Raw genomic sequence first — 21,381 nt, 5'->3', positions numbered from 1 at the left:
CAGAACATCCGTGTTCACCGCTAATCCCCTGTGGAGCTGGGTATCAGGCGCTAGACGTTTCCTTGCAACACCCCGACGCCAGTTCCTTGAGGATCGGGCAGTCCGGGCGGTGGTCGCCGTGGCAGTGTTCCACCAGGTCCTGAAGGGTGTCGCGCAGTTCGGCCAGTTCGCGGATTTTCTGGTTCAGTTCATCAATGTGCTGTCGGGCCAGGGCCTTGACGTCGGCGCTGGCCCGTTGGCGGTCCTGCCAGAGGGTCAGCAGCTTGCCGACCTCTTCCAGGGAAAAGCCCAGGTCCCGGGAGCGCTTGATGAAGGCCAGGGTATGCAGGTCATCGGTGCCATAGATCCGATAGCCACTGTCGGTGCGATGGGCCGGCCTGAGCAGGCCAATGGACTCGTAGTACCTGATCATCTTCGCGCTCAGGCCGCTCTGGCGGGCCGCTTGGCCGATGTTCATCGCTTGTCCTCCAAATGCTCGGGGGTCCAGAATTTCAACAGTAACGCATTGCTCACCACGCTGACGCTCGACAGCGCCATGGCCGCGCCGGCCAGCACCGGGTTGAGCAGGCCGAAGGCCGCCAACGGGATGCCGATCAGGTTATAGACGAACGCCCAGAACAGATTCTGACGGATCTTGGCGTAGGTCTTGCGGCTGATGTCCAGTGCGGCCGGCACCAGTCGCGGGTCGCCGCGCATGAGGGTGATGCCGGCGGCGTGCATCGCCACGTCAGTGCCGCCGCCCATGGCGATGCCGATGTCCGCGGCGGCCAGGGCCGGGGCGTCGTTGATACCGTCACCGACCATCGCCACTACGGCGTTTTTCTTCAGTTCCAGGACAATGGCGGACTTATCCCCCGGTAGCACTTCGGCGTGCACGTTGACGATCCCCAGTGCCTGGGACACCACTTGGGCGCTGCCGCGGTTGTCGCCTGTGAGCAAATGGCTGGCGATGCGCCGCTCATCCAAAGCTTGCACAGTCGCGAGCGCGCCAGGCTTGAGGGTGTCGCCGAAGGCGAACAGGCCGAGCACCCGCGGTGTCGCGCCTTGTTCGATCAGCCAGGACAAAGTCCGGCCTTCAGTTTCCCAGGCCTGCGCTGATTCGGCCAGCGAGCCGGCGTCCAGGCCCGACTCGTCCAGCAGGCGCCGATTGCCCAAGGCCAGGCGGCGTCCATCAAGGTTGCCGGCAATGCCACGTCCGGGCAGGGCCTGGCTGTCGCTGACATCCGGCACGTTCAGGCCACGCTCGGCGCAGGCGTCCAGCACGGCTTTGGCGAGGGGGTGTTCGCTGCCGCGTTGCAGGGCGCCCGCCATTTGCAACAGCCTGGCTTCGTCACCGTCCAGGGCTTTTGAATGAGCAATGCGCGGCGTACCGGAGGTCAGGGTCCCGGTCTTGTCGAACACCACCGTATCCACTTCATGGGCGCGTTCCAGTGCTTCGGCGTCCTTGATCAGGATCCCGTGGCGCGCCGCCACGCCCGTGCCGGCCATGATCGCCGTGGGTGTCGCCAGGCCCAGGGCGCAGGGGCAGGCGATCACCAGCACGGCGACGGCGTTGATCAGCGCGGTTTCCAGCGGCGCACCGGACAACCACCAGCCGATCAGCGTCGCCAAGGCCAACACCAGGACCACCGGCACGAAGACCTGGCTGACCTTATCCACCAGTTTCTGGATCGGAGCCTTGGCCGCCTGGGCGTCTTCCACCAGGCGGATAATACGCGCCAGGACCGTTTCGGCGCCGAGGGCCTGGGTGCGCACCAGCAGGCGACCTTCGCCGTTGATGGCGCCGCCGGTGACCTTGTCGCCGGGCTGTTTGGGCACCGGCAGGCTCTCGCCGCTGATCAGCGCTTCGTCGGCGTGGCTCTGGCCCTCCAGCACTTCGCCGTCCACCGGAAAGCGTTCGCCGGGCTTGACCAGCACCAGGTCGTTCACACGCAGGGCGCTGATGGCGACATCCCGTTCCTCGCCGTCGATCACCTGGACCGCCCGCTCCGGCCGCAAGGCTTCGAGGGCGCGAATGGCGCTGGCGGTCTGGCGCTTGGCGCGGCTTTCCAGGTATTTGCCCAGCAGGACCAGGGCAATCACCACCGCCGACGCTTCGAAATACAGGTGCGGCATGCTGCCGGGGCGGGCAATGACCCATTCATACAGGCTCAAGCCGTAGCCGGCGCTGGTGCCCAGTGCCACCAGCAGGTCCATGTTGCCGGCCCCCGCCCGCACGGCTTTGAAGGCCGCGATATAAAAGCGTGCACCGAAGATGAATTGCACGGGTGTCGCGAGGGCGAACTGCGCCCAGGCCGGGAGCATCCAGTGCACCCCGAGCGGCTGCAGCAGCATCGGCAGCACCAGGGGCACGGACAGCAGAATCGCCAACACCAGGATCAGGCGCTCGCGATTCAGGTGACGGGGCTGAGTGTCATGGGGCTGCTCGGCCTGCCAGACGATGGCTTCGTAACCCGCGCGCTTCACCGCATCGATCAGGATTTGCGGATCGACCTGTCCGAGCAGTTCGACGTGGGCTCGCTCATTGGCGAGGTTGACGCTGACGCTGTGAACGCCGGGAATTTTGCCCAAGGCGCGTTCGACTCGACCCACGCACGAGGCGCAGGTCATCCCCCCGATGCTCAGTTCCAGGGCTTGGACAGGAACATGGTAGCCCGCTTGTTCAACGGCCTCTATCAAGGCTGGCAGGCTCTGTTCGGAGGCCTGGACCCGTGCCAGCTCGGTCGCCAGGTTCACACTGACAGCACGGGTTCCGGCGACTTTGCTCAAGGCCCGCTCGACCCGCCCGGCGCAGCTGGCGCAGGTCATGCCGGCAATCGGCAGGTCGAAAGTGGTGGATTCGGACATTGCTCGGGCTCCCTGTAGTGAATGACTACAGGATCAACCTTGCCATGCTGGCAAGGTCAAGCGCCAATCCAAAAGACCTTCGCCGATCCTTGTGGGAGCGAGCCCTGCTCGCGATGGCGGTTTGTCAGTCAGCATTTTTTTAACTGATACACCGCTATCGCGAGCAGGGCTCGCTCCCACAAAGGATTCGGGTGAGGTCAGTAACCGAGCCCGGCCTGCTTGAGGTACATCCCTTGTTCATTCATGGCGATACGGTATTTCAGGATGTCACCGGCCCTGATCGTAATCTCCTGGGAACCCGGTGCGAGCATGCCCGGATTGCAACCCGGTGCCTGGCCAGGCAACAGCTTCAGGCGCAAGGAGAACTGGCCCGGAGGCAGGTTGAAGGAGGTGCTGTCTTCCTGGAAGAGCCGGGCGGTGAGCTGATCCTGGATGTAGATGCCGATCTCGCAGGACGTCGACACTTCCAGTCGTTCCCGGGAAATGATCAGCACACCGTAATCTTCGCCGGCGGCCGATGCCTGAGGGGCCATCGCTGAAAAACCTAACATGCAAAACAGGCTGAACGCTGACCAGCGCATGGCCGAACCTCCGGTGTGGAATCCTTGATAGTGGCAGCTTGGCCGAGCGCGACAGCAATTGCCAGCCCGGCAGTTTTTATCAGAACTTGACCTTGCCACGATGGCAAGCTTGAAACTGCTGGCAACTTCCATTCTCAAGGAGTCACCTGATGCAAACGTTCAATGTCCAGGGTATGTCCTGCGGTCACTGCGTCAAGGCTATCACCCAGGCTGTACAGGCCAGGGATCCGGCGGCCGATGTGCAAATCGACCTGGGCGCCAAGACCGTCCGGGTCCAGAGTTCGTTGCCGGCCAACGCGCTGATCGAAGTTATCCAGGACGAAGGCTACGAGGTCAGCCCCGCCTGAATATTTTTTAATCGTTAGCGACCTATCGGAATGTTCAAGAGCGCCCGGCAGGGCTAGACTGTCGGGCTGCTGACTGATGCCCGACGGACGCCCGATGAACCTTCGTACCATTCTGATTCTTGGCGCCTTGAGCGCTTTCGGTCCCTTGGCGATCGACTTCTACCTGCCTGCCTTCCCGGCCATGGCAACTGCCTTCGGCACGGACGAAAAACACATCCAATTGACCCTGGCCGCTTATTTCCTCGGGCTGTCCATCGGGCAGTTGGCCTACGGGCCGGTGGCGGATCGCTTCGGGCGACGGATTCCACTGCTGGTGGGGGTTGGCTTGTTCACCCTGGCCTCCCTGGCTTGCGCCTACGCACCGAGCCTCGAATGGCTGATCGGCGCGCGCTTCGTCCAGGCCCTGGGTGGATGTGCCGGGATGGTGATTTCCCGGGCCGTGGTCAGCGACAAATGCGATGCGGTGGGGTCGGCCAAGGTGTTCTCGCAATTGATGCTGGTGATGGGCCTGGCGCCGATTCTCGCGCCGATGCTTGGCGGGTTGCTGGTGAACCTGCATGGCTGGCAGTCGATTTTCATCGGCCTGACCCTGTTCAGCGCCGTGGCGGCGACGGCTGTGGCCCTGGGGCTGCCCGAGAGCCTGCCGGCCCATGTGCCTCGGCAACCGTTGTCAGGGGCGTTGCGTCAATACGGCAGGCTGCTGACCGACTCGGTCTTCCTGGGGCATGCCATGACCGGTGGTATTGCCATTGCCGGTATGTTCGCTTACATCGCCGGTTCGCCTTTCGTGTTCATCAAGCTCTATGGCGTACCGGCCGAACACTTCGGCTGGCTGTTCGGTACCAACGCGGCCGGCTTCATCCTGGTGGCGCAGGTCAATGCCCGGTTGTTGTCCAAGCGTGGCCCGGCCTTCCTGCTGAGCCGTGCTGTGTGGGTCTACTTCACGGCGGGGTTGAGCTTGCTGGCCGTCAGCGCCCTGCACCCTGAGCATCTATGGCCATTGCTGATTCCATTGTTCATCTGTATCGCCAGCCTGGGGTGCATCCTTCCCAACGCTTCCGCCTGCGCCATGAACGGGCAGGGTGCCCGGGCCGGCAGTGCCTCGGCGATGCTGGGAAGCCTGCAGTTTTCCGTGGCCGCCGGGGCCGCCGCGCTGGTGGCGGCACTGCACGACGGCACCGCGGTGCCCATGGCGATGGTCATCAGCCTGTGCGGACTGTTGGTGGTGAGCGCAGCCATGCTGACCCGCCGCCTACAAAATGCCCGGGCGCTGGCACAAGCCAGCCGCCAGGGCTGATTCAGCAGGCCGCGCGTTGTTGCTGTTCGGGGAAGTGGTGCGGCGCATGGATGCGCGCTTGCAGCGTGGTGGCGAAGGCTTTGGCTTCGGCCTCGGTGCGGAAGGTGACGGCGTGCTGGTCAAGACGCACTTGCCATTGGGATTTTGCCACTTCTTTTATCAGGATCTTCATTGCTGACCTCCTCACGTAAAAGATTGCGTTGCAAAGGCCTCGAGTGTAGACCGGAATGCGATCGCAATTGTGACAATGGTCAATTCTCGGACTGACGGTTCAATCTTTTTAAGTAACCACTGTGGCGAGGGGATAAATCCCCTCGCCACAGGTAGTCTGCCTTGAGCCTGAGTGCAGGCTGGACGGTCAGAACCCTTCGAGCACAATCTTGCCCTTGGCTTTCCCGCTTTCCAGCAGCGCGTGGGCCCGGCGCAGGTTTTCGGCATTGATGCTGCCGAAATGTTCGCCGACGGTGGTCTTCAAGGTGCCGGCGTCGATCAGTTCGGCAACACGGTTGAGCAGCTTGTGCTGTTCGATCATGTCGGCCGTTTCGAACAGCGAACGGGTGTACATGAACTCCCAGTGCAAGGACAGGCTCTTGCGCTTGAGCTTGCTCACGTCCAGGGACTTGGGATCATCGATCAGTGCCAGTTTGCCTTGGGGCGCCAGGGCTTCGACCAGCTGATCCAGGTGCTGGTCAGTCTGGGTCAGGCTGGCGACGTGAGTGACCTGGGGCTGGCCTGCTTCCTTCATGACCATGCTCAAGGGTTGGCTGTGGTCGATCACCAGATCGGCGCCCAGGCTCCGCACCCAATCCTGCGTCTGCGGACGGGAAGCGGTACCGATGACCTTCAGCGCGGTGAGCTGGCTGGCCAATTGGGTCAGGATCGAGCCCACGCCGCCTGCGGCGCCGACGATCAACAGGCTCTGGTCCGAAGCGTCCTGGCCTTCCTGAATCTGCAGCCGCTCGAACAACAACTCCCAAGCGGTGATGGCGGTCAGTGGCAGCGCGGCCGCTTCGGCGAAACCGAGGGTCTTGGGCATGTGGCCGACAATCCGTTCATCCACGACATGCCGTTCGCTGTTGCCGCCCGCGCGGGCAATGGAGCCGGCATAGAACACCTTGTCACCGGCCTTGAACAGGGAGACTTCGCTGCCCACGGCCTTGACCACGCCGGCCACATCCCAACCCAGCACCTTGGCTGCGCCGCCTTCGGGCTGGACGTTCTGGCGGACCTTGGTGTCCACCGGATTGACCGAAATGGCTTTGACTTCTACTAACAGGTCGCGCGGACCGGCGACGGGCTCCGGCAATTCGACATCCTGCAGCGATTGCGGGTCGGTGATCGGCAAGGAATGGTAGTACGCGATGGCTTTCATGAAACGGGCTCCGTGAGGTGGGTTCAATGGCAGTCATGTTTAGCTATTTATCACCGCGATAAAACCCGCTAAAAGAACAGGCTCTTTCAATATTTTTTTGATAATGGAGTCGCCATGCTTCGATTCGATGACCTGCAGCTGTTTGTCCGGGCGGCGGATCTGGGCAGTCTTTCTGCCGCTGCCAGGGTCATGGATCTGTCGGCGGCGGTGGCCAGTGCCGCGTTGAAACGGATCGAGCAGCACCTCGGCGCCCGACTGCTGGCGCGCTCCACCCGCAGCCTGCGCCTGACCGCCGAAGGGGAAGGCTTTCTCGAATATGCCCGGGCGGCGTTGGGCAGCCTGGATGAGGGGCGACGGCTGTTGACCCGCGGCCAGGACCAGGTCAGCGGTGTCTTGCAGTTGTCCGCACCGTCGGACCTGGGACGCAACCTGCTGCTGCCCTGGCTGGATGACTTCCAACGCGAGCACCCCAGGCTAACGGTGCGGCTGTTGTTGGGCGACCGTATTGCCGACCTGTTCAAGCAGCCGGTGGATATCGCGCTGCGTTACGGCGAACCGGAGGATTCAAGCCTGGTGGCCTTGCCTGTCGCGGCGGACAACCGGCGGGTGCTGTGTGCCTCGCCGGACTATCTGGCCCGCCATGGCGAACCCCATCAGCTTGAGCAACTGGCTCAACACAATTGCCTGTTGTACATGCTCGGCACACGGGTTCATGACCGCTGGTGCTTTCATGACGGCAAGCGGGAAGTGAGCCTCACCGTCAGCGGTGACCGCTTCAGTGACGATGCCGATGTGGTGCGGCGCTGGGCGGTGGCTGGTGCAGGCATTGCCTACAAGTCGTGGATGGACGTGTCGACCGATGTGCTGGCCGGACGTTTGAAGATCCTTTTGCCGCACCTGCACTGCGAGCGCGCGCCGCTCAACCTGCTGTGTGCTCATCGGGCGCAGTTGAGCAAGCCCGTCAAGCTGTTGCGGGAGATGCTCCAGGCCCGTTGTGGTGAATTGACGGCGCAATTTCCGCTCTCGACGGCAGTCGGCCAATAGTCGCGGGTAAATAGAGAATTTTCCCTCATGAACAATCGCCTCCAAAGGTTTCCGGAGGACAGGAAAGCTTGATCTGCACGCTTATACTAGCGGCCGCCTGAATCGGCGCGGCATCGCGCATCAAGAGCAGTAGACGAATGATTCAACAGGGAGTGAATACATGGAACATGCACCTTGCATCAGCCAGATCGCCACGCTGCTGGCCGACCCCAAGCGCAGCGCAATGATGTGGGCCTTGATGGACGGCACGGCCCGGCAGGCTGAAGAACTGGCCTTGTTGGCCGGGTTGTCGCCGTCCTCGGCAAGTGCCCATCTGGGGCGCCTGTCCGCCGGTGGCCTGTTGACAGTGGAAGCCAGGGGGCGCAAACGGTTTTTCCGCCTGGCCGCGCCGGAGATCGGCGCGGCTGTCGAGGCGCTGGCCAGCGCGACCCTGGCCAGTGCGCCACGGCAGATTCCGGATGTCTTCAAGCGCGGCGTCATATCGAACAAGGCGCCATCGGCCCCCGCCTCATTGTTGCGAGCGCGGCTCTGCGATGATCATCTTGGCGGCACCCTGGCGGCCGATCTGTACCAGCGCCTGCTGGACGCGGGGTGGATCGAGCAATGCGAGCAGCGGGTGATCGTCACCCACAAAGGCGCGAGCCAGTTGGCCGGGCATGGCCTGTTCATCCAGGCCCTGGCCCATCGCAATGCCCGCATCGCCTGCGCCTGTCCGGACTGGAGTGAACGCCGGCCGCACCTGGGGGGAGCGCTGGGCGCTGCGTTGCTGCAACTGTTCATGCAGTCCGGCTGGCTGAGCCTGCCCAATGACTCGCGAGCCTTGCAGGTGACCGTGCTCGGCCAGCAGGAAATCCATCGGTTCGCCCGGCAGGATACGTTGGAAATGGCGCTCTAGGCCTGTCGACAGGTCGCATTCAGCAATAGCCACCCGCAAGGTTCGCGCACACTCGCCCGGGAATCTATCGGACTGGGGGATGCAGCATGGACAATCACGGGTACAGCGCGGCAGAACGGTTGGAGCGACTGCCCATCAGTGGCTATCACCGAATCATCTTCATCATCATTGCCTTGGCGTTCTTCTTCGATTCCATGGACCTGGCGATGATGACGTTCCTGCTCGGCTCGATCAAAACCGAGTTTGGCTTGAGCACGGCCCAGGCAGGCCTGCTGGCCAGCTCCAGTTTCTTCGGCATGGTGCTGGGCGCTTCGCTGTCGGGCATGCTGGCGGATCGGTTCGGACGTAAACCGGTGTTCCAATGGAGCATCGTGCTCTGGGGAGTCGCCAGTTATCTGTGTTCCACGGCCCAGGATGTCGAGACGCTGACGCTGTTTCGCATCTTGCTGGGTATTGGCATGGGCATGGAGTTTCCGATTGCCCAGTCGATGCTCTCGGAACTGATCCCGGCCAAGCGTCGGGGCCGTTACATCGCCTTGATGGACGGGTTCTGGCCGCTGGGCTTCGTCGCGGCGGGCGTGCTCTCGTATTTCCTGCTGCCGGTGGTTGGCTGGCGCGACATCTTCCTGGTCCTGGCGGTGCCGGCGGTGTTTGTCCTGGCGATTCGTTTCTTCATCCCCGAGTCACCGCGTTGGCTGGAGCAGGCCGGACGGGATGATGAGGCGGACGCCGTGCTGCGCCGGATCGAAGACAAGGTCCGGGCTTCGCTGGGGAGTCAGGAACTGCCGGAGCCGATTCGCCTGCCGAGGCTGGCGACTACGCCGGGTACTTTCTTTTCGGCGCTGGCGCAGATCTGGTCGCCGCTGTATCGCCAGCGCACGATGATGATCTGGAGCGTCTGGTTCTTTGCCTTGCTCGGCTTCTATGGGCTGACGTCCTGGCTCAGCGCGTTGTTGCAGCAGTCGGGGTTTGCCGTGACCCAGTCGGTGTATTACACCGTGCTGATTTCCCTGGGTGGAATTCCCGGTTTCCTGATGGCTGCCTGGCTGGTGGAGCGCTGGGGACGTAAACCGGTGTGTGTCATCACCCTGTTGGGCGGCGGGGCGATGGCCTTTCTTTACGGGCAGAGTGCGGTGTTCGGCGGCAACGTCGGGCTGCTGATCGGTAGCGGATTGCTGATGCAGTTTTTCCTGTTCGGCATGTGGGCGGTGCTCTACACCTACACACCGGAGCTGTATCCCACCTCGGCGCGGGCAACGGGCTCGGGTTTCGCCTCGGCGATTGGTCGCATCGGCTCGTTGCTGGGGCCACTGGTGACCGGGCTGGTCTTTCCCATCACCGGCCAAGGCGGCGTATTCGGCCTCGGCGCACTGTGCTTCGCCGTGGCGGCGGGTGTGGTCTGGTTGTTCGGGATGGAGACGCGGGGCAAGACGCTGGAGGAGTTGAGCGAGAGCGTGGGCGGTTAAACACCATTTCCTTGTGGGAGCGAGCAGGCTCGCTCCCACAAGGGACGGTTGATGAAAGCTAAGGCTTCACTAACCGCGCATCCAGGCTGTTCTGGGCCAGGCGTTTGGCCTGGTCCTGGGTCATGCCCAGGTGGGTGTGCAGGGCGTGGAAGTTTTCGGTGACGTAGCCGCCGAAGTACGCCGGGTCATCGGAGTTCACCGTCACCTTCACGCCGCGTTCGAGCATGTCGAGGATGTTGTGCTGCGACATGTCGTCGAACACGCACAGCTTGGTGTTGGACAACGGGCATACCGTCAACGGAATCTGCTCGTCGATGATCCGCTGCATCAGCCGCTCGTCTTCGATGGCCCGGACACCGTGGTCGATGCGCTGGATTTTCAGCAGGTCCAGGGCTTCCCAGATGTATTCGGGTGGGCCTTCTTCGCCCGCGTGGGCGACAGTCAGGAAGCCTTCGTTGCGGGCCCGGTCGAACACCCGTTGGAACTTGCTGGGCGGATGGCCCATTTCCGAACTGTCCAGGCCGACGGCGACAAAGGCATCGCGGAACGGCAGCGCCTGGTCGAGGGTTTTCTCGGCCTGTTCTTCGCTCAGGTGACGCAGGAAGCTCAGGATCAGGCCGCTGGTGATGCCCAGTTGCTGTTCACCGTCCTTGAGGGCGGCGGCGATGCCGTTGAGGACCACCTCGAACGGAATGCCTCGGTCGGTGTGGGTCTGAGGGTCGAAGAACGGTTCGGTGTGGATCACGTTCTGCGCCTTGCAACGCAACAGGTAGGCCCAGGTCAGGTCGTAGAAATCCTGGGAGGTGCGCAACACGTCGGCGCCCTGGTAATACAGGTCGAGGAATTCCTGCAGATTGTTGAAGGCGTAGGCCTTGCGCAAGGTGTCGACATCGCTCCACGGCAAGGCGATCTTGTTGCGCTCGGCCAGGGCGAACAGCAGCTCGGGCTCCAGCGAACCCTCCAGGTGCAGGTGCAGTTCTGCCTTGGGCAAGGCGTTCAGCCAGTCGTACATATGCTTTTCTCATCAGTGAATCGATGGTGGGCATTCTACAGGGGCTGGCCGCAATGTCTGGAAAAACCTGACCGGCCGATCCACTGTGGGAGCAGGAGGGGCCCGCGAAGAACCTTGCGCCGATCCATTAAGGAGACGTCACACCGGACGAAACGTTCACGGCCCCCTACAGTCTAGTAGGTCATACCCCGTGCACGGTGATAGGCCTGTGATGTTCACGTTGATCAAGCAAGAAAAGCTGCTGGTGCTGGCCCTGCTCGCCGCCGTGGTCGCCTACCCGCTGGAACACTGGCTGTTGGGCAGTGGGCAGGTCGTGGCGTTGATCGGTGGGCTGATACTGATCGGCTTCATCGTCGCGGCCTCGATGCGTGTGGCCCACCACGCCGAGTTGCTGGCGGAAAAGGTCGGCGATCCTTACGGCACGATGATCCTGACCCTGTCGGCCGTGTTGGTCGAGGTGGTGATCCTGGCGATCATGATGAGCAACGAAGCGTCGCCGACCCTGGTGCGCGATACGATCTATTCGGCGGTAATGCTCGACATCAACGGCATTCTCGGGCTTGCGGCGCTGATGGGTGGGCTCAAGCATGGCGAGCAGGTCTACAACGATGATTCGGCACGCAGTTACAGTGTGATGATCCTCACCGCCATGGGCGTGTCGATGGTGGTGCCGGAGTTCATTCCCCAGGAAAACTGGAAGCAATATTCGGCGTTCACCATTGGCGCGATGCTCGTGCTGTATACGCTGTTCCTGCGTATGCAGGTGGGCCCCCACAGTTACTTTTTCAGCTACAGCTATCCGGAAAAACGTCGCCGCAAAGAGCCGGTGGAAACCGAGCCGAAGCCCATCAGCCTGGCGTTTTCCATCGGTGCGCTGGTGTTTGGCGTGGTAGTGATCGGTGCGCTGGCCGAAGTCATGTCCAAGGCCATCGACCTGGGGCTGGAGGGCTCGGGAGCGCCGCCGGTGGTCACGGCCATCCTGGTGGCGGCCATCTCCGCGGCACCGGAAATTCTCACCGCCCTGCGCGCCGCCCTCGCCAATCGCATGCAGTCGGTGGTGAACATCGCGCTGGGGGCGTCGCTGTCGACGGTGATCCTGACGGTGCCGGTGATGGAGGCCATGGCGCTTTACACCGGCCAGCCTTTCCAGATGGCCATGACGCCGGTGCAGACGGTGATGATCTTCATCACCCTGATCGTCAGCGCGATCAATCTCAACGACGGCGAGACCAATGCCATTGAAGGCATGACCCACTTCGTGCTGTTTGCGACGTTCATCATGTTGTCGCTGCTCGGCCTTTAGAAAAGCATCGCGGGCAAGCCTTGCTCCCACAGATGTGTCCTGATACCTGTGGGAGCAAGGCTTGCCCGCGATAGCATTCGATCAGACGCCCGCGATCAACTCCCGCGCCGCCTGGCTGTGATCAGCGATCAAGCCTTTCAAATCCAAGCCTTCGACCTGACCATCGATGACCCGCCATTGCCCGCCGACCATCACCCGGTCCGCTCGATCCGCGCCGCACAACAACAGCGCTGAAACCGGATCGTGGCTGCCGGAGAAGCGCAGTTCGTCGAGCTTGAACAACGCCAGATCGGCCTGCTTGCCGACTGCCAACTCGCCGATGTCACTACGCCCAAGCAATTTTGCCGAGCCCTGGGTTGCCCAGCCCAGCACCCGCTCCGGTGTGATCGCTTGCGCGCCATAGCGCAGGCGTTGGATGTACAGCGCCTGGCGGGTTTCGAGAATCATGTTCGAGGCGTCGTTGGAGGCCGAGCCGTCCACGCCGAGGCCCAGCGGGGCGCCGGCGGCGGTCAGTTCGAGGGTGGGGCAGATGCCCGAGGCCAGGCGCATGTTGGAGCTTGGGCAATGGCAGATACCGGTGCCGGCGGCGCCGAGCCGGGCGATCTCCTCGGGATTGAAGTGAATGCCGTGGGCCAGCCAGGTACGTGGGCCGAGCCAGCCGACGCTGTCCAGGTAATCCACGGTGCGCAAGCCGAAGCGTTGCAGGCAGAAATCTTCTTCGTCGAGGGTTTCGGCCAGGTGGGTGTGCAGGCGGACATCCAACTGCTCCGCCAGGGCGGCGCTGGCCTGCATGATTTCAGGGGTGACCGAAAACGGCGAGCAGGGCGCCAGGGCGATCTGGATCTGCGCACCGTCGCCGCGTTCATGGTAGCGGTCGATCAACCGTTGGCTGTCGTCGAGAATCACCTGGCCTTGTTGCACGGTCTGCTGCGGCGGCAGGCCACCGTCAGCTTCGCCCAGGCTCATGGAGCCGCGGGTCAGCATCGCTCGCATGCCCAGTTCGCGCACACTTTGCACCTGCACATCGATGGCGTTTTCCAAGCCTTCGGGAAACAGGTAATGGTGATCGGCCGCCGTGGTGCAGCCCGACAGGAGCAGTTCGGCCAAGGCCACTTTGGTCGCCAGGGCGAGTTTTTCCGGTGTCAGTTGTGCCCATACCGGATAGAGGGTTTTCAACCATGGGAACAGCGGCTGGTTCACCACCGGTGCCCAGGCGCGGGTCAAGGTCTGATAGAAGTGGTGATGGGTGTTGATCAGCCCGGGAAGAATTACATGCTCACGGGCGTCGAAGACATGGTCGCAAGGTTGGGCGGGGCGCTGGCCGATGCTCAGCAGCTCGACAATGACGCCATCCTGCAGGACCAGGCCGCCACGGGCGTCGAGGCCGTTGGCAGTGAAAATGGCGAGAGGGTTTTTTAACCAGGTACGGGTCGCAGGCATGGTGGCCGGCTCCTCTGAAAGTGGGTTCAGGTTAGCCAGCTCAGTGATGCCCTGTCTGCTGATCCAGGGTCGCCGCGGGGGACGAGGTGCGGAGTTTACTCAGGTTGTGGTGCACATATCCAGTTCTCCAACCGAGTTCAAATGTGGGAGCGAGCCTGCTCGCGAAGGCGGTGCATCAGCCAACAGCGGTGTTGAATGACACTCCGCTTTCGCGAGCAGGCTCGCTCCCACAGGTTGTGCGTGAAATTACCAGGGAATCGTCTCACCCTTGTAGTTGACGAAGTGATGCCCACCCCGGCCGGCAAAGGCATTGACCTGGTCGATCAAGCCGCGAGTACTGGTGTCGACGTCAATGTCCGCCCCTTCACCGCCCATGTCCGTTTTCACCCAGCCCGGATGCAGCGACAGGACGGTCAATGTCTGGTCGCCCAATTGGGTGACGAAACTGTTGGTCATGGAATTGAGGGCCGCCTTGCTTGCCTTGTACAGCGCCAATTCAGGGGCGTCGGGCATGGTCACGCTGCCCAGCACCGAACTCATGAACGCCAGCACGCCGCTGCCGTCGCGGATCTGCCCGACGAATCGCTGGGCCAGGTTGATCGGCGCCACCGCGTTGGTGAAAAACAACTGGCCGACCTCGGCCAGGGTCGCGCCGTCGGGGGCTTGGTTATCCGGGCCTTTGACGCCGGCATTGACGAACAACAGGTCGAAGGTTTCGCCCTTGAGCTGTTGGCTCAAGGCAATGACGGCTTGCTGGTCATCCATGTCGAGTTTCTCGATCCGCACCGGGCCCAACGCCTTCAATGCCTCTGCGTTCTGCAGGTTGCGCACGGTGGCGATCACGTTCCAGCCATCGCTCAGCAAGGTCTTCACCAGGCCAAGGCCCAAGCCCCGGGAGGCGCCGATGATCAATGCGTTTTTTGCCGAATTCATGAAGGGCATCCTTGAAAGAAAAGGTCACGGATTTAATGGACAACGTTGTCCGAGCCGTTGTTTCAGCTCATGACGCAACGCGTCGAGTTCGGTCATGCGGGTTTCGATCAGGTTCAATTTGTTCTGCAGCAGCTCAGCCACGGCGCGGTCCGGGTCGGGTGCCTGCTGCACGGAGGCGACGCTGTTGCCGATCTCGCCGAGGGTAAAGCCCAGGCGTTGGGCTGTCTTGATATAGAGCACCAGTTGCACCATGTCTTCGGGGTAGTCGCGATACCCATTGGCGCTGCGTCCCGCCGCAATCAGCCCGCGCTGCTCGTAGAAGCGCAGCGTGTCGCGGCTGACGGCACAGGCCTGGGCCAGTTCACCGATTCGCATGGCAATCTCCAGAAAGCTTGACCTTGGAGCATACCCCAGGCTTTAGTCTTTTCGCTCCTTGATTATCTGGAGCAATGCCTATGTGGACTTCACCGCAATATCGTCGCGTGGTGCTCGGTAGCGCCTGGTACGACCTGATCGTAACCGCAGCATTTGCCACGCCATGGAGTTTCGCCGCCCTGCACGGCTGGTTGCTGGGTGTGACCCAGATGCTCGACCTGCCTGGCGAGCTGCCAACGTTTGCGCCTATGCACCTGTTGATGGCCAATCTGCTGGGCTCGATCGTTTGTGTATGGGCGGTGCTGCGAATTCGGGATCCGCGCCCCCTGTACGGACGGTATGACGCGGCAGGGCGATTCCTGTTTGCGACCTGGATGTGTTACGCGCTGCTGCACGGCGCCAGTGCGCTGGTGTGGATATTCCTGGTCCTCGAACTGGTGTGGGGTGTTGTCCAACTGTTACCCATGCGTGGCGAGAACACGGATTCAAGCTGGAAGCGTGATCACTCGTTAACGAATGGTTAAAAAATGAACAAGCGCCTGGGAGCCATGCTCTTCTTGGGGTCGCGTGAGCCATGAACGGGTTATCCACAGCTTGCTCCACAGTTATTGTGCGCAAGCCGCGAACTCGGGCATAAGCACCGGGCGGCTTTCTTCCAAAGGTGATAACTCGCTGCAAGCGTTTGTTTTGCTGGCTCATTTAGCGGACAGGCGAGTATCTGGACGAAAAATGAGCAACCCTCGCAAAGCCGCATGACAGAAGGGTTACAGGCGGATGTGCTCAGGTTATCCACAGTCGGGTGCACAGCAGGTGTGGGCAAATAAAACTTAACGCTCCAGCAGGATCCGGCCGCGACTCAAATCGGCCAGTTGCTTTTGCAGCGTATCGATCTGGCCTTCACCCACCGCCAACTGCAATTCCACGCCGTTGGCGGTAAACCCTTCTGTGTTGACCAGGCCACCGCATTCGGCAACCCGCAGTTTCACCAGGGCCAGTTCCGCGAACCCGCAGGTGCAATGCAGGGGCACGCGACTGATCAGTTCCAGCTTCTCGGCATTCTGCAGGCACTTGTTCGCGCCACCGCCATAAGCCCGGGCCAGTCCGCCGGTACCCAGCTGGATACCGCCATACCAGCGGATCACCAGCACCACGACCTGATCACAGGCCTGGGCTTCGATCGCCGCCAGAATCGGGCGGCCGGCGGTGCCCCCCGGTTCGCCATCGTCGTTGCTGCGGTATTGATCGCCCAGCTTCCAGGCCCAGCAGTTGTGCGTGGCGTTCAGGTCGCTGTGTTGTTCGATAAAGGCCTGGGCATCGGCGGGGCTGGTGATGGGGGCGGCGAAGGTGATGAAGCGGCTTTTACGAATTTCTTCGCGGTATTCGCAAAAGCCAACGAGAGTAAAAGGCATGAGCGTCTTAGAGGGTGGGTGTCAGGCCGCAGCCTTTGAGAATGATGCGGATCAGGTTGTCGCCGGCATCGATCATGTCTTGCTTGCTCAATTTGCTGCGACCGGTCACGCGGCAGATCTGGGTGGCGAAGTCGGCGTAATGCTGGGTGCTGCCCCATAGCAGGAAGATCAGGTGCACCGGGTCGATCGGGTCCATCTTGCCGGCGTCGATCCAGGCCTGGAACACCGCCGCGCGGCCCTTGAACCAGGCGCGGTAGTCCTGGTTGAAGTATTCGCTCAGGCACTCGCCGCCGCTGATCACTTCCATGGCGAAGATCCTCGACGCCTGGGGGTGGCGACGGGAAAACTCCATCTTGGCGCGAATGTAGCGGGTCAATGCCTCGGCCGGGTCATCCTCGGCGGTGAGGGTATTGAAGGTGCTGTCCCACAACTCGATGATGTTGCTCAGCACTGCCCCATAGAGCCCGAGTTTGTTGGTGAAGTAATAGTGCAGGTTCGCCTTGGGCAGTCCGGCGTTCAGCGCGATGGTATTCATGCTGGTGCCTTTGAATCCGTGACGAGCGAATTCATCTTCAGCAGCCTTGAGGATGGTCTCTTCGTTCTTCTGACGAATGCGGCCGGTGGGCTTGCCACCGTGGGCTGGGACTTCAAAGGTCATGGACGTTTCCGGGCTGGGTCTGTGGGCAAGCAAATGCGTTGATAGCGCACCGGCACCGATCCGACAAGTGTTGCCACCACAAAAGCCACTAGCGGGTTGCCGCCAGGCTGTCGAGAAAACTCTCCAGCACCAGATGTGGGCGGCGACCCTTGCGCGTTACCGAAGCCAGGCTCAGGTCATAGAACCGCGTCGTGGGTTTCAGGGCTCGTAACCGGCCTTGCTGGACCCAGAGGTTGGCGTAGTGATCCGGCAGGTAGCCGATGTAGCGACCGGTGAGGATCAGGAACGCCATGCCTTCGCGGTCCGATGCACTGGCGGTGCAATTGAGCGCCTGGTAATGGGCCTGGATGTCGATCGGCAGGCGAAAGGTGGGGGCGATGGCATCCTGGCTGTTGAGGCGGGTTTCATCGAGCTGCAGGTCGTCCACATAAAACAGGGGATGCCCGACCGCGCAATACAACAGCGAACGCTCGCTGTAGAGCGGCTGGTACTCCAGCCCGGAAAGGGCGCTGGCCTGAGGGACCACGCCGACGTGCAGGCGGCCGTCGAGAACACCTTGTTCGACTTCATTGGGAGCGATCATGCGAATCTGGATTTGCACGTCGGGCCCGCGCTCCTTCAATTGAGCCAGGGCATGGGTGATGCGCATGTGGGGGAGGGTGACGAGATTGTCGGTCAGGCCGATGTTCAGTTCGCCGCGCAAGTGTTGATGCAGGCCATTGACCTCGGTGCGAAAGCTTTCCAGCGCACTGAGCAGTTGCAGGGCCGACTGATAGACCTCGCGTCCTTCTTCCGTCAGTGAGAATCCCGCGCGCCCACGCTGACACAGACGCAAGCCCAGGCGCTGTTCAAGATCGCTCATTTGTTGGCTGATGGCCGAGCGACCGATACCCAGGACCGTTTCCGCCGCGGAAAATCCCCCACATTCCACTACGCTACGGAAGATGCGCAGCAGGCGAATATCAAAGTCGCTGACTTGGGCCAGCGGATCGGGGCGGCGAACGCTCATAGTTTAGTAATCCACTGACTGAAGGTTAGAAAAGTTGGATTTCACCGACTTTATCGTCGTGGCAACTTAGCCGCAACCAGGCGTTTGCCCCGATACCGTTCATATCTTGCGAGGTTTTGTCGATGAACATGCCCGAACACGCGGCCAGTTCTCTGGCCAGTCAGCTCAAACTCGATGCCCACTGGATGCCCTACACCGCCAACCGCAACTTTCAGCGCGACCCGCGCCTGATCGTCGGTGCCGAGGGCAGTTGGCTGATCGATGAACACGGGCGCAAGGTGTATGACTCTCTGTCGGGGTTGTGGACCTGCGGGGCCGGGCACACTCGCAAGGAAATCCAGGACGCGGTCGCCAAACAGCTGGGCACCCTCGATTATTCACCGGGGTTCCAGTATGGCCATCCGCTGTCGTTCCAACTGGCGGAAAAAATCACCAGCCTGACGCCGGGCAACCTCAATCATGTGTTTTTCACCGATTCCGGTTCCGAGTGCGCCGATACGGCGGTGAAGATGGTGCGCGCCTACTGGCGTCTCAAGGGCCAGGCCACCAAGACCAAAATGATCGGCCGTGCCCGCGGCTACCACGGCGTGAACATCGCCGGTACCAGCCTGGGCGGCGTGAGTGGCAACCGCAAACTGTTCGGTCAGGCGATGGCCGATGTCGATCACCTGCCGCATACCTTGCTGGCGAGCAATGCCTATTCCCGCGGCATGCCGAAAGAAGGTGGCATTGCCCTGGCCGACGAGCTGCTGAAGCTGATCGAGTTGCATGACGCCTCCAACATCGCGGCCGTCTTCGTCGAGCCGTTGGCCGGGTCCGCCGGGGTGCTGGTTCCGCCTGAGGGCTATCTCAAGCGCCTGCGGCAGATCTGCGACCAGCACAATATCCTGCTGGTGTTCGACGAAGTGATCACCGGTTTCGGCCGCACGGGTTCGATGTTCGGTGCAGACAGTTTCGGCGTGACCCCTGACTTGATGTGCATCGCCAAGCAAGTCACCAACGGTGCGATTCCCATGGGGGCGGTCATTGCCAGCAGCGAGATCTACCAGACCTTCATGAACCAGCCGACGCCTGAGTACGCGGTGGAGTTTCCTCACGGCTACACCTATTCGGCGCACCCGGTGGCCTGCGCGGCGGGCCTGGCGGCACTGGATCTGCTGCAAAAGGAAAACCTGGTGCAGAGCGTGGCCGAAGTTGCGCCACATTTCGAAAAGGTTCTGCATGGGATCAAAGGCGCGAAGAACGTGATCGACATCCGCAACTTTGGCCTGGCCGGCGCGATCCAGATCGCTCCGCGGGACGGCGATGCGATCGTCCGTCCGTTCGAGGCCGGCATGGCGTTGTGGAAGGCAGGCTTCTATGTCCGCTTCGGTGGCGACACCCTGCAGTTCGGGCCAACGTTCAACAGCAAGCCACAGGATCTGGATCGTCTGTTCGACGCGGTTGGTGAAGTGTTGAACAAGCTCGACTGACTGCCTCCCTATCACCTTCAACGACAGGCGCCTGGTCGCGGGAGCCTGTGGATAAAAAACTGGAGTCCCCATGAGTCTCATCCCGCATCTGATCAATGGCGAACTGATAAACGACAACACGCGTACAGCGGACGTTTTCAATCCATCCACTGGCCAGGCTATCCACAAGGTGTCGCTGGCCGATCGCGCGACCGTCCAAAAGGCCATCGATGCCGCCACCGCAGCATTCCCGGCCTGGCGCAAGACGCCGGCTGCCAAGCGTGCCCAGGTGATGTTTCGTTTCAAGCAGTTGCTGGAACAGAACGAATCGCGTATCGCGCAGATGATCAGCGAGGAGCATGGCAAGACTCTGGAAGATGCAGCCGGTGAGCTCAAGCGGGGTATCGAGAACGTCGAGTTCGCCTGCGCAGCTCCGGAAGTTCTGAAGGGTGAATACAGCCGCAACGTAGGGCCGAACATCGATGCCTGGTCGGATTTTCAGCCGTTGGGCGTCGTGGCGGGTATCACCCCGTTCAACTTCCCGGCGATGGTTCCACTGTGGATGTATCCGCTGGCGATCGTTTGCGGCAACTGCTTCATTCTCAAGCCATCCGAGCGTGACCCAAGCTCGACACTGCTGATTGCACAATTGCTGCTGGAAGCTGGATTGCCTGAGGGCGTATTGAGTGTCGTACATGGCGACAAGGTTGCCGTGGATGCACTGATCGAGGCGCCGGAGGTGAAGGCGCTGAGTTTTGTCGGCTCGACACCGATTGCCGAGTACATCTACGCCGAGGGGACCCGTTGCGGTAAACGCGTTCAGGCACTGGGCGGGGCGAAGAACCATGCCGTGCTGATGCCGGATGCCGACCTGGATAACGCCGTCAATGCGTTGATGGGGGCGGCCTATGGTTCGTGCGGCGAACGTTGCATGGCGATTTCGGTGGCTGTCTGCGTGGGCGACCAGGTGGCGGATGCGCTGGTAGCCAAGCTGGTGCCGCAGATCCAGGCGCTGAAAATCGGTGCCGGTACTTCTTGCGGTCTGGACATGGGGCCGTTGGTGACCAGTCAGCATCGCGACAAGGTCAGCGGCTATATAGAGGACGGTGTTTCGGCAGGTGCTTCGCTGGTAGTCGACGGCCGTGGCCTGAGCGTGACGGGCCACGAAGATGGCTTCTTCCTGGGTGGTTGCCTGTTTGATCGTGTGACGCCAGAGATGCGCATCTATAAAGAAGAGATTTTTGGCCCGGTGCTGTGCATTGTCCGGGTCAACAGCCTGGAGGAGGCCATGCAACTGATCAACGATCACGAGTATGGCAACGGCACCTGCATCTTCACCCGCGATGGCGAAGCGGCGCGGTTGTTCTGCGATGAGATTGAAGTGGGCATGGTTGGCGTCAACGTACCGCTGCCTGTACCTGTGGCCTATCACAGCTTTGGCGGTTGGAAGCGTTCGTTGTTTGGCGACCTGCACGCCTACGGTCCGGATGGCGTGCGTTTCTATACCCGCCGCAAGGCCATCACCCAGCGCTGGCCTCAACGCGCCAGCCATGAAGCTTCGCAGTTCGCGTTTCCCAGTTTGTAATGGATAGACAAAGAGGCCGGCGCGTAAGCGTCGGCCTCTTTGTTTATGGGGGTTTTTGACCGTTATGACAGAAACATGAAAATAGGTGTTGACGGCAGATTCTGAGTCTCTATAATTCGCCCCACTTCCGGCGCAGTCGAAGCGGAAAACTCCTTGAGTTTCAATGAGTTAGACGTTTAAAGGCGGCGCAGGGCTTCAGTTCATCGAAGTCCGGAAGGAGTCGGCAGGGTGCGTTATTGGGCCCGGTTGACGGTTCGATCTTCTCGGTCGAAAGCGGTGAAAAAGAGGTGTTGACAGCAGCGACTAACGCTGTAGAATTCGCCTCCCGCTAACGAGAGATCGAAAGCGCAAGTGGTT

21 protein-coding genes are annotated in these 21,381 nt (G+C 61.5%); 9 read left to right on the top strand and 12 right to left on the bottom strand.

From position 1 onward, the window contains the following. Positions 1-43: 43 nt before the first annotated feature. From cueR to CGA22_RS11125, 3 genes are all read right to left on the bottom strand, one after another. Positions 44-457 carry a Cu(I)-responsive transcriptional regulator gene (cueR, locus tag CGA22_RS11135; RefSeq protein WP_041022543.1) on the bottom strand — a complete coding sequence of 138 codons (414 nt, stop codon included), beginning with the start codon at positions 455-457 and terminating at the stop codon, positions 44-46. Continuing rightward, positions 454-2,847 carry a heavy metal translocating P-type ATPase gene (locus CGA22_RS11130; protein ID WP_041022544.1) on the bottom strand — a complete coding sequence of 798 codons (2,394 nt, stop codon included), beginning with the start codon at positions 2,845-2,847 and terminating at the stop codon, positions 454-456. The genes cueR and CGA22_RS11130 overlap by 4 nt, the downstream gene beginning before the upstream one ends. A 197-nt stretch (positions 2,848-3,044) precedes the next feature. Next, positions 3,045-3,428: a hypothetical protein gene (locus tag CGA22_RS11125; protein WP_041022545.1), complete on the bottom strand. Its 384-nt coding sequence runs from the start codon at positions 3,426-3,428 to the stop codon at positions 3,045-3,047. A 149-nt stretch (positions 3,429-3,577) separates the two neighbouring features. Between CGA22_RS11125 and CGA22_RS11120 the strand changes: the two genes are divergently transcribed. Together CGA22_RS11120 and CGA22_RS11115 are read left to right on the top strand one after the other, a co-directional pair. Beyond that, positions 3,578-3,775, top strand: a complete 198-nt coding sequence (locus CGA22_RS11120) for a heavy-metal-associated domain-containing protein (protein WP_041022546.1) — start codon at positions 3,578-3,580, stop codon at positions 3,773-3,775. A 94-nt stretch (positions 3,776-3,869) separates the two neighbouring features. Then, on the top strand, positions 3,870-5,072 hold the full coding sequence (locus CGA22_RS11115) for a multidrug effflux MFS transporter (RefSeq protein WP_041022547.1): 1,203 nt from the start codon (positions 3,870-3,872) through the stop codon (positions 5,070-5,072). Position 5,073: 1 nt separating this feature from the next. On the opposite strand, the gene CGA22_RS11110 is transcribed toward CGA22_RS11115, so the two are convergent. Both CGA22_RS11110 and CGA22_RS11105 read right to left on the bottom strand, forming a co-directional pair. Next, positions 5,074-5,244, bottom strand: a complete 171-nt coding sequence (locus tag CGA22_RS11110) for a hypothetical protein (protein ID WP_167355722.1) — start codon at positions 5,242-5,244, stop codon at positions 5,074-5,076. Positions 5,245-5,430: 186 nt separating this feature from the next. Further along, entirely contained in the window at positions 5,431-6,444 is a 1,014-nt protein-coding gene (locus CGA22_RS11105) for a zinc-binding alcohol dehydrogenase family protein (RefSeq protein WP_041022548.1), read from the bottom strand. A gap of 114 nt (positions 6,445-6,558) precedes the next feature. On the opposite strand from CGA22_RS11105, the gene CGA22_RS11100 reads away from it, so the two are divergent. The 3 genes from CGA22_RS11100 (at position 6,559) to CGA22_RS11090 (ending at position 9,849) form a co-directional block, all read left to right on the top strand. Continuing rightward, positions 6,559-7,488, top strand: coding sequence for a LysR family transcriptional regulator (locus tag CGA22_RS11100; protein ID WP_041022549.1), 930 nt, complete (start codon positions 6,559-6,561; stop codon positions 7,486-7,488). A 160-nt stretch (positions 7,489-7,648) separates the two neighbouring features. Then, positions 7,649-8,383: an ArsR/SmtB family transcription factor gene (locus CGA22_RS11095; RefSeq protein ID WP_041022550.1), complete on the top strand. Its 735-nt coding sequence runs from the start codon at positions 7,649-7,651 to the stop codon at positions 8,381-8,383. A gap of 86 nt (positions 8,384-8,469) precedes the next feature. Continuing rightward, complete coding sequence (locus CGA22_RS11090) at positions 8,470-9,849, top strand: MFS transporter (RefSeq protein ID WP_041022551.1); 1,380 nt, start codon at positions 8,470-8,472, stop codon at positions 9,847-9,849. A gap of 58 nt (positions 9,850-9,907) precedes the next feature. Here the strand turns inward: CGA22_RS11090 and CGA22_RS11085 are convergent, their stop codons facing one another. Further along, a complete protein-coding gene (locus CGA22_RS11085) occupies positions 9,908-10,861 on the bottom strand; it encodes an adenosine deaminase (RefSeq protein ID WP_041022552.1) in 954 nt (317 codons plus the stop codon). Between the two features lie 211 nt (positions 10,862-11,072). Between CGA22_RS11085 and CGA22_RS11080 the strand changes: the two genes are divergently transcribed. Continuing rightward, entirely contained in the window at positions 11,073-12,164 is a 1,092-nt protein-coding gene (locus CGA22_RS11080; RefSeq protein ID WP_041022553.1) for a calcium:proton antiporter, read from the top strand. 81 nt (positions 12,165-12,245) lie between these two features. Here CGA22_RS11080 and CGA22_RS11075 read toward each other — a convergent pair whose 3' ends face one another. The 3 genes from CGA22_RS11075 to CGA22_RS11065 all read right to left on the bottom strand — a co-directional run bounded on the left by CGA22_RS11075 (position 12,246) and on the right by CGA22_RS11065 (position 14,912). After that, complete coding sequence (locus tag CGA22_RS11075) at positions 12,246-13,604, bottom strand: 8-oxoguanine deaminase (RefSeq protein WP_041022554.1); 1,359 nt, start codon at positions 13,602-13,604, stop codon at positions 12,246-12,248. A gap of 246 nt (positions 13,605-13,850) precedes the next feature. Next, a complete protein-coding gene (locus tag CGA22_RS11070) occupies positions 13,851-14,537 on the bottom strand; it encodes an SDR family oxidoreductase (protein WP_041022555.1) in 687 nt (228 codons plus the stop codon). Between the two features lie 24 nt (positions 14,538-14,561). Then, positions 14,562-14,912, bottom strand: a complete 351-nt coding sequence (locus CGA22_RS11065; protein ID WP_041022556.1) for a MerR family transcriptional regulator — start codon at positions 14,910-14,912, stop codon at positions 14,562-14,564. An 80-nt stretch (positions 14,913-14,992) separates the two neighbouring features. Between CGA22_RS11065 and CGA22_RS11060 the strand changes: the two genes are divergently transcribed. Continuing rightward, complete coding sequence (locus CGA22_RS11060; protein ID WP_041022557.1) at positions 14,993-15,436, top strand: hypothetical protein; 444 nt, start codon at positions 14,993-14,995, stop codon at positions 15,434-15,436. Between the two features lie 303 nt (positions 15,437-15,739). On the opposite strand, the gene CGA22_RS11055 is transcribed toward CGA22_RS11060, so the two are convergent. The 3 genes from CGA22_RS11055 to CGA22_RS11045 all read right to left on the bottom strand — a co-directional run bounded on the left by CGA22_RS11055 (position 15,740) and on the right by CGA22_RS11045 (position 17,988). Next, the gene (locus CGA22_RS11055; protein WP_041022558.1) at positions 15,740-16,321 is read right to left on the bottom strand and encodes an IMPACT family protein; all 582 of its coding nucleotides are present in this window, start codon (positions 16,319-16,321) and stop codon (positions 15,740-15,742) included. 7 nt (positions 16,322-16,328) lie between these two features. Next, positions 16,329-16,979: a TetR/AcrR family transcriptional regulator gene (locus tag CGA22_RS11050; RefSeq protein WP_041022559.1), complete on the bottom strand. Its 651-nt coding sequence runs from the start codon at positions 16,977-16,979 to the stop codon at positions 16,329-16,331. Between the two features lie 88 nt (positions 16,980-17,067). Further along, positions 17,068-17,988, bottom strand: coding sequence for a LysR family transcriptional regulator (locus CGA22_RS11045; protein ID WP_041022560.1), 921 nt, complete (start codon positions 17,986-17,988; stop codon positions 17,068-17,070). Positions 17,989-18,110: 122 nt separating this feature from the next. Here CGA22_RS11045 and CGA22_RS11040 point away from each other — a divergent pair, with 122 nt between their 5' ends. Together CGA22_RS11040 and CGA22_RS11035 are read left to right on the top strand one after the other, a co-directional pair. Further along, complete coding sequence (locus CGA22_RS11040; protein WP_041022561.1) at positions 18,111-19,460, top strand: aspartate aminotransferase family protein; 1,350 nt, start codon at positions 18,111-18,113, stop codon at positions 19,458-19,460. 70 nt (positions 19,461-19,530) lie between these two features. After that, positions 19,531-21,024, top strand: coding sequence for a CoA-acylating methylmalonate-semialdehyde dehydrogenase (locus CGA22_RS11035; RefSeq protein WP_041022562.1), 1,494 nt, complete (start codon positions 19,531-19,533; stop codon positions 21,022-21,024). The last annotated feature ends 357 nt before the right edge of the window (positions 21,025-21,381 follow it).

The sequence above is a fragment of the Pseudomonas sp. PSB18 genome, from assembly GCF_014596565.1.
Taxonomy (GTDB): domain Bacteria; phylum Pseudomonadota; class Gammaproteobacteria; order Pseudomonadales; family Pseudomonadaceae; genus Aquipseudomonas.
This window is presented reverse-complemented; position numbering and strand designations above follow the sequence as displayed.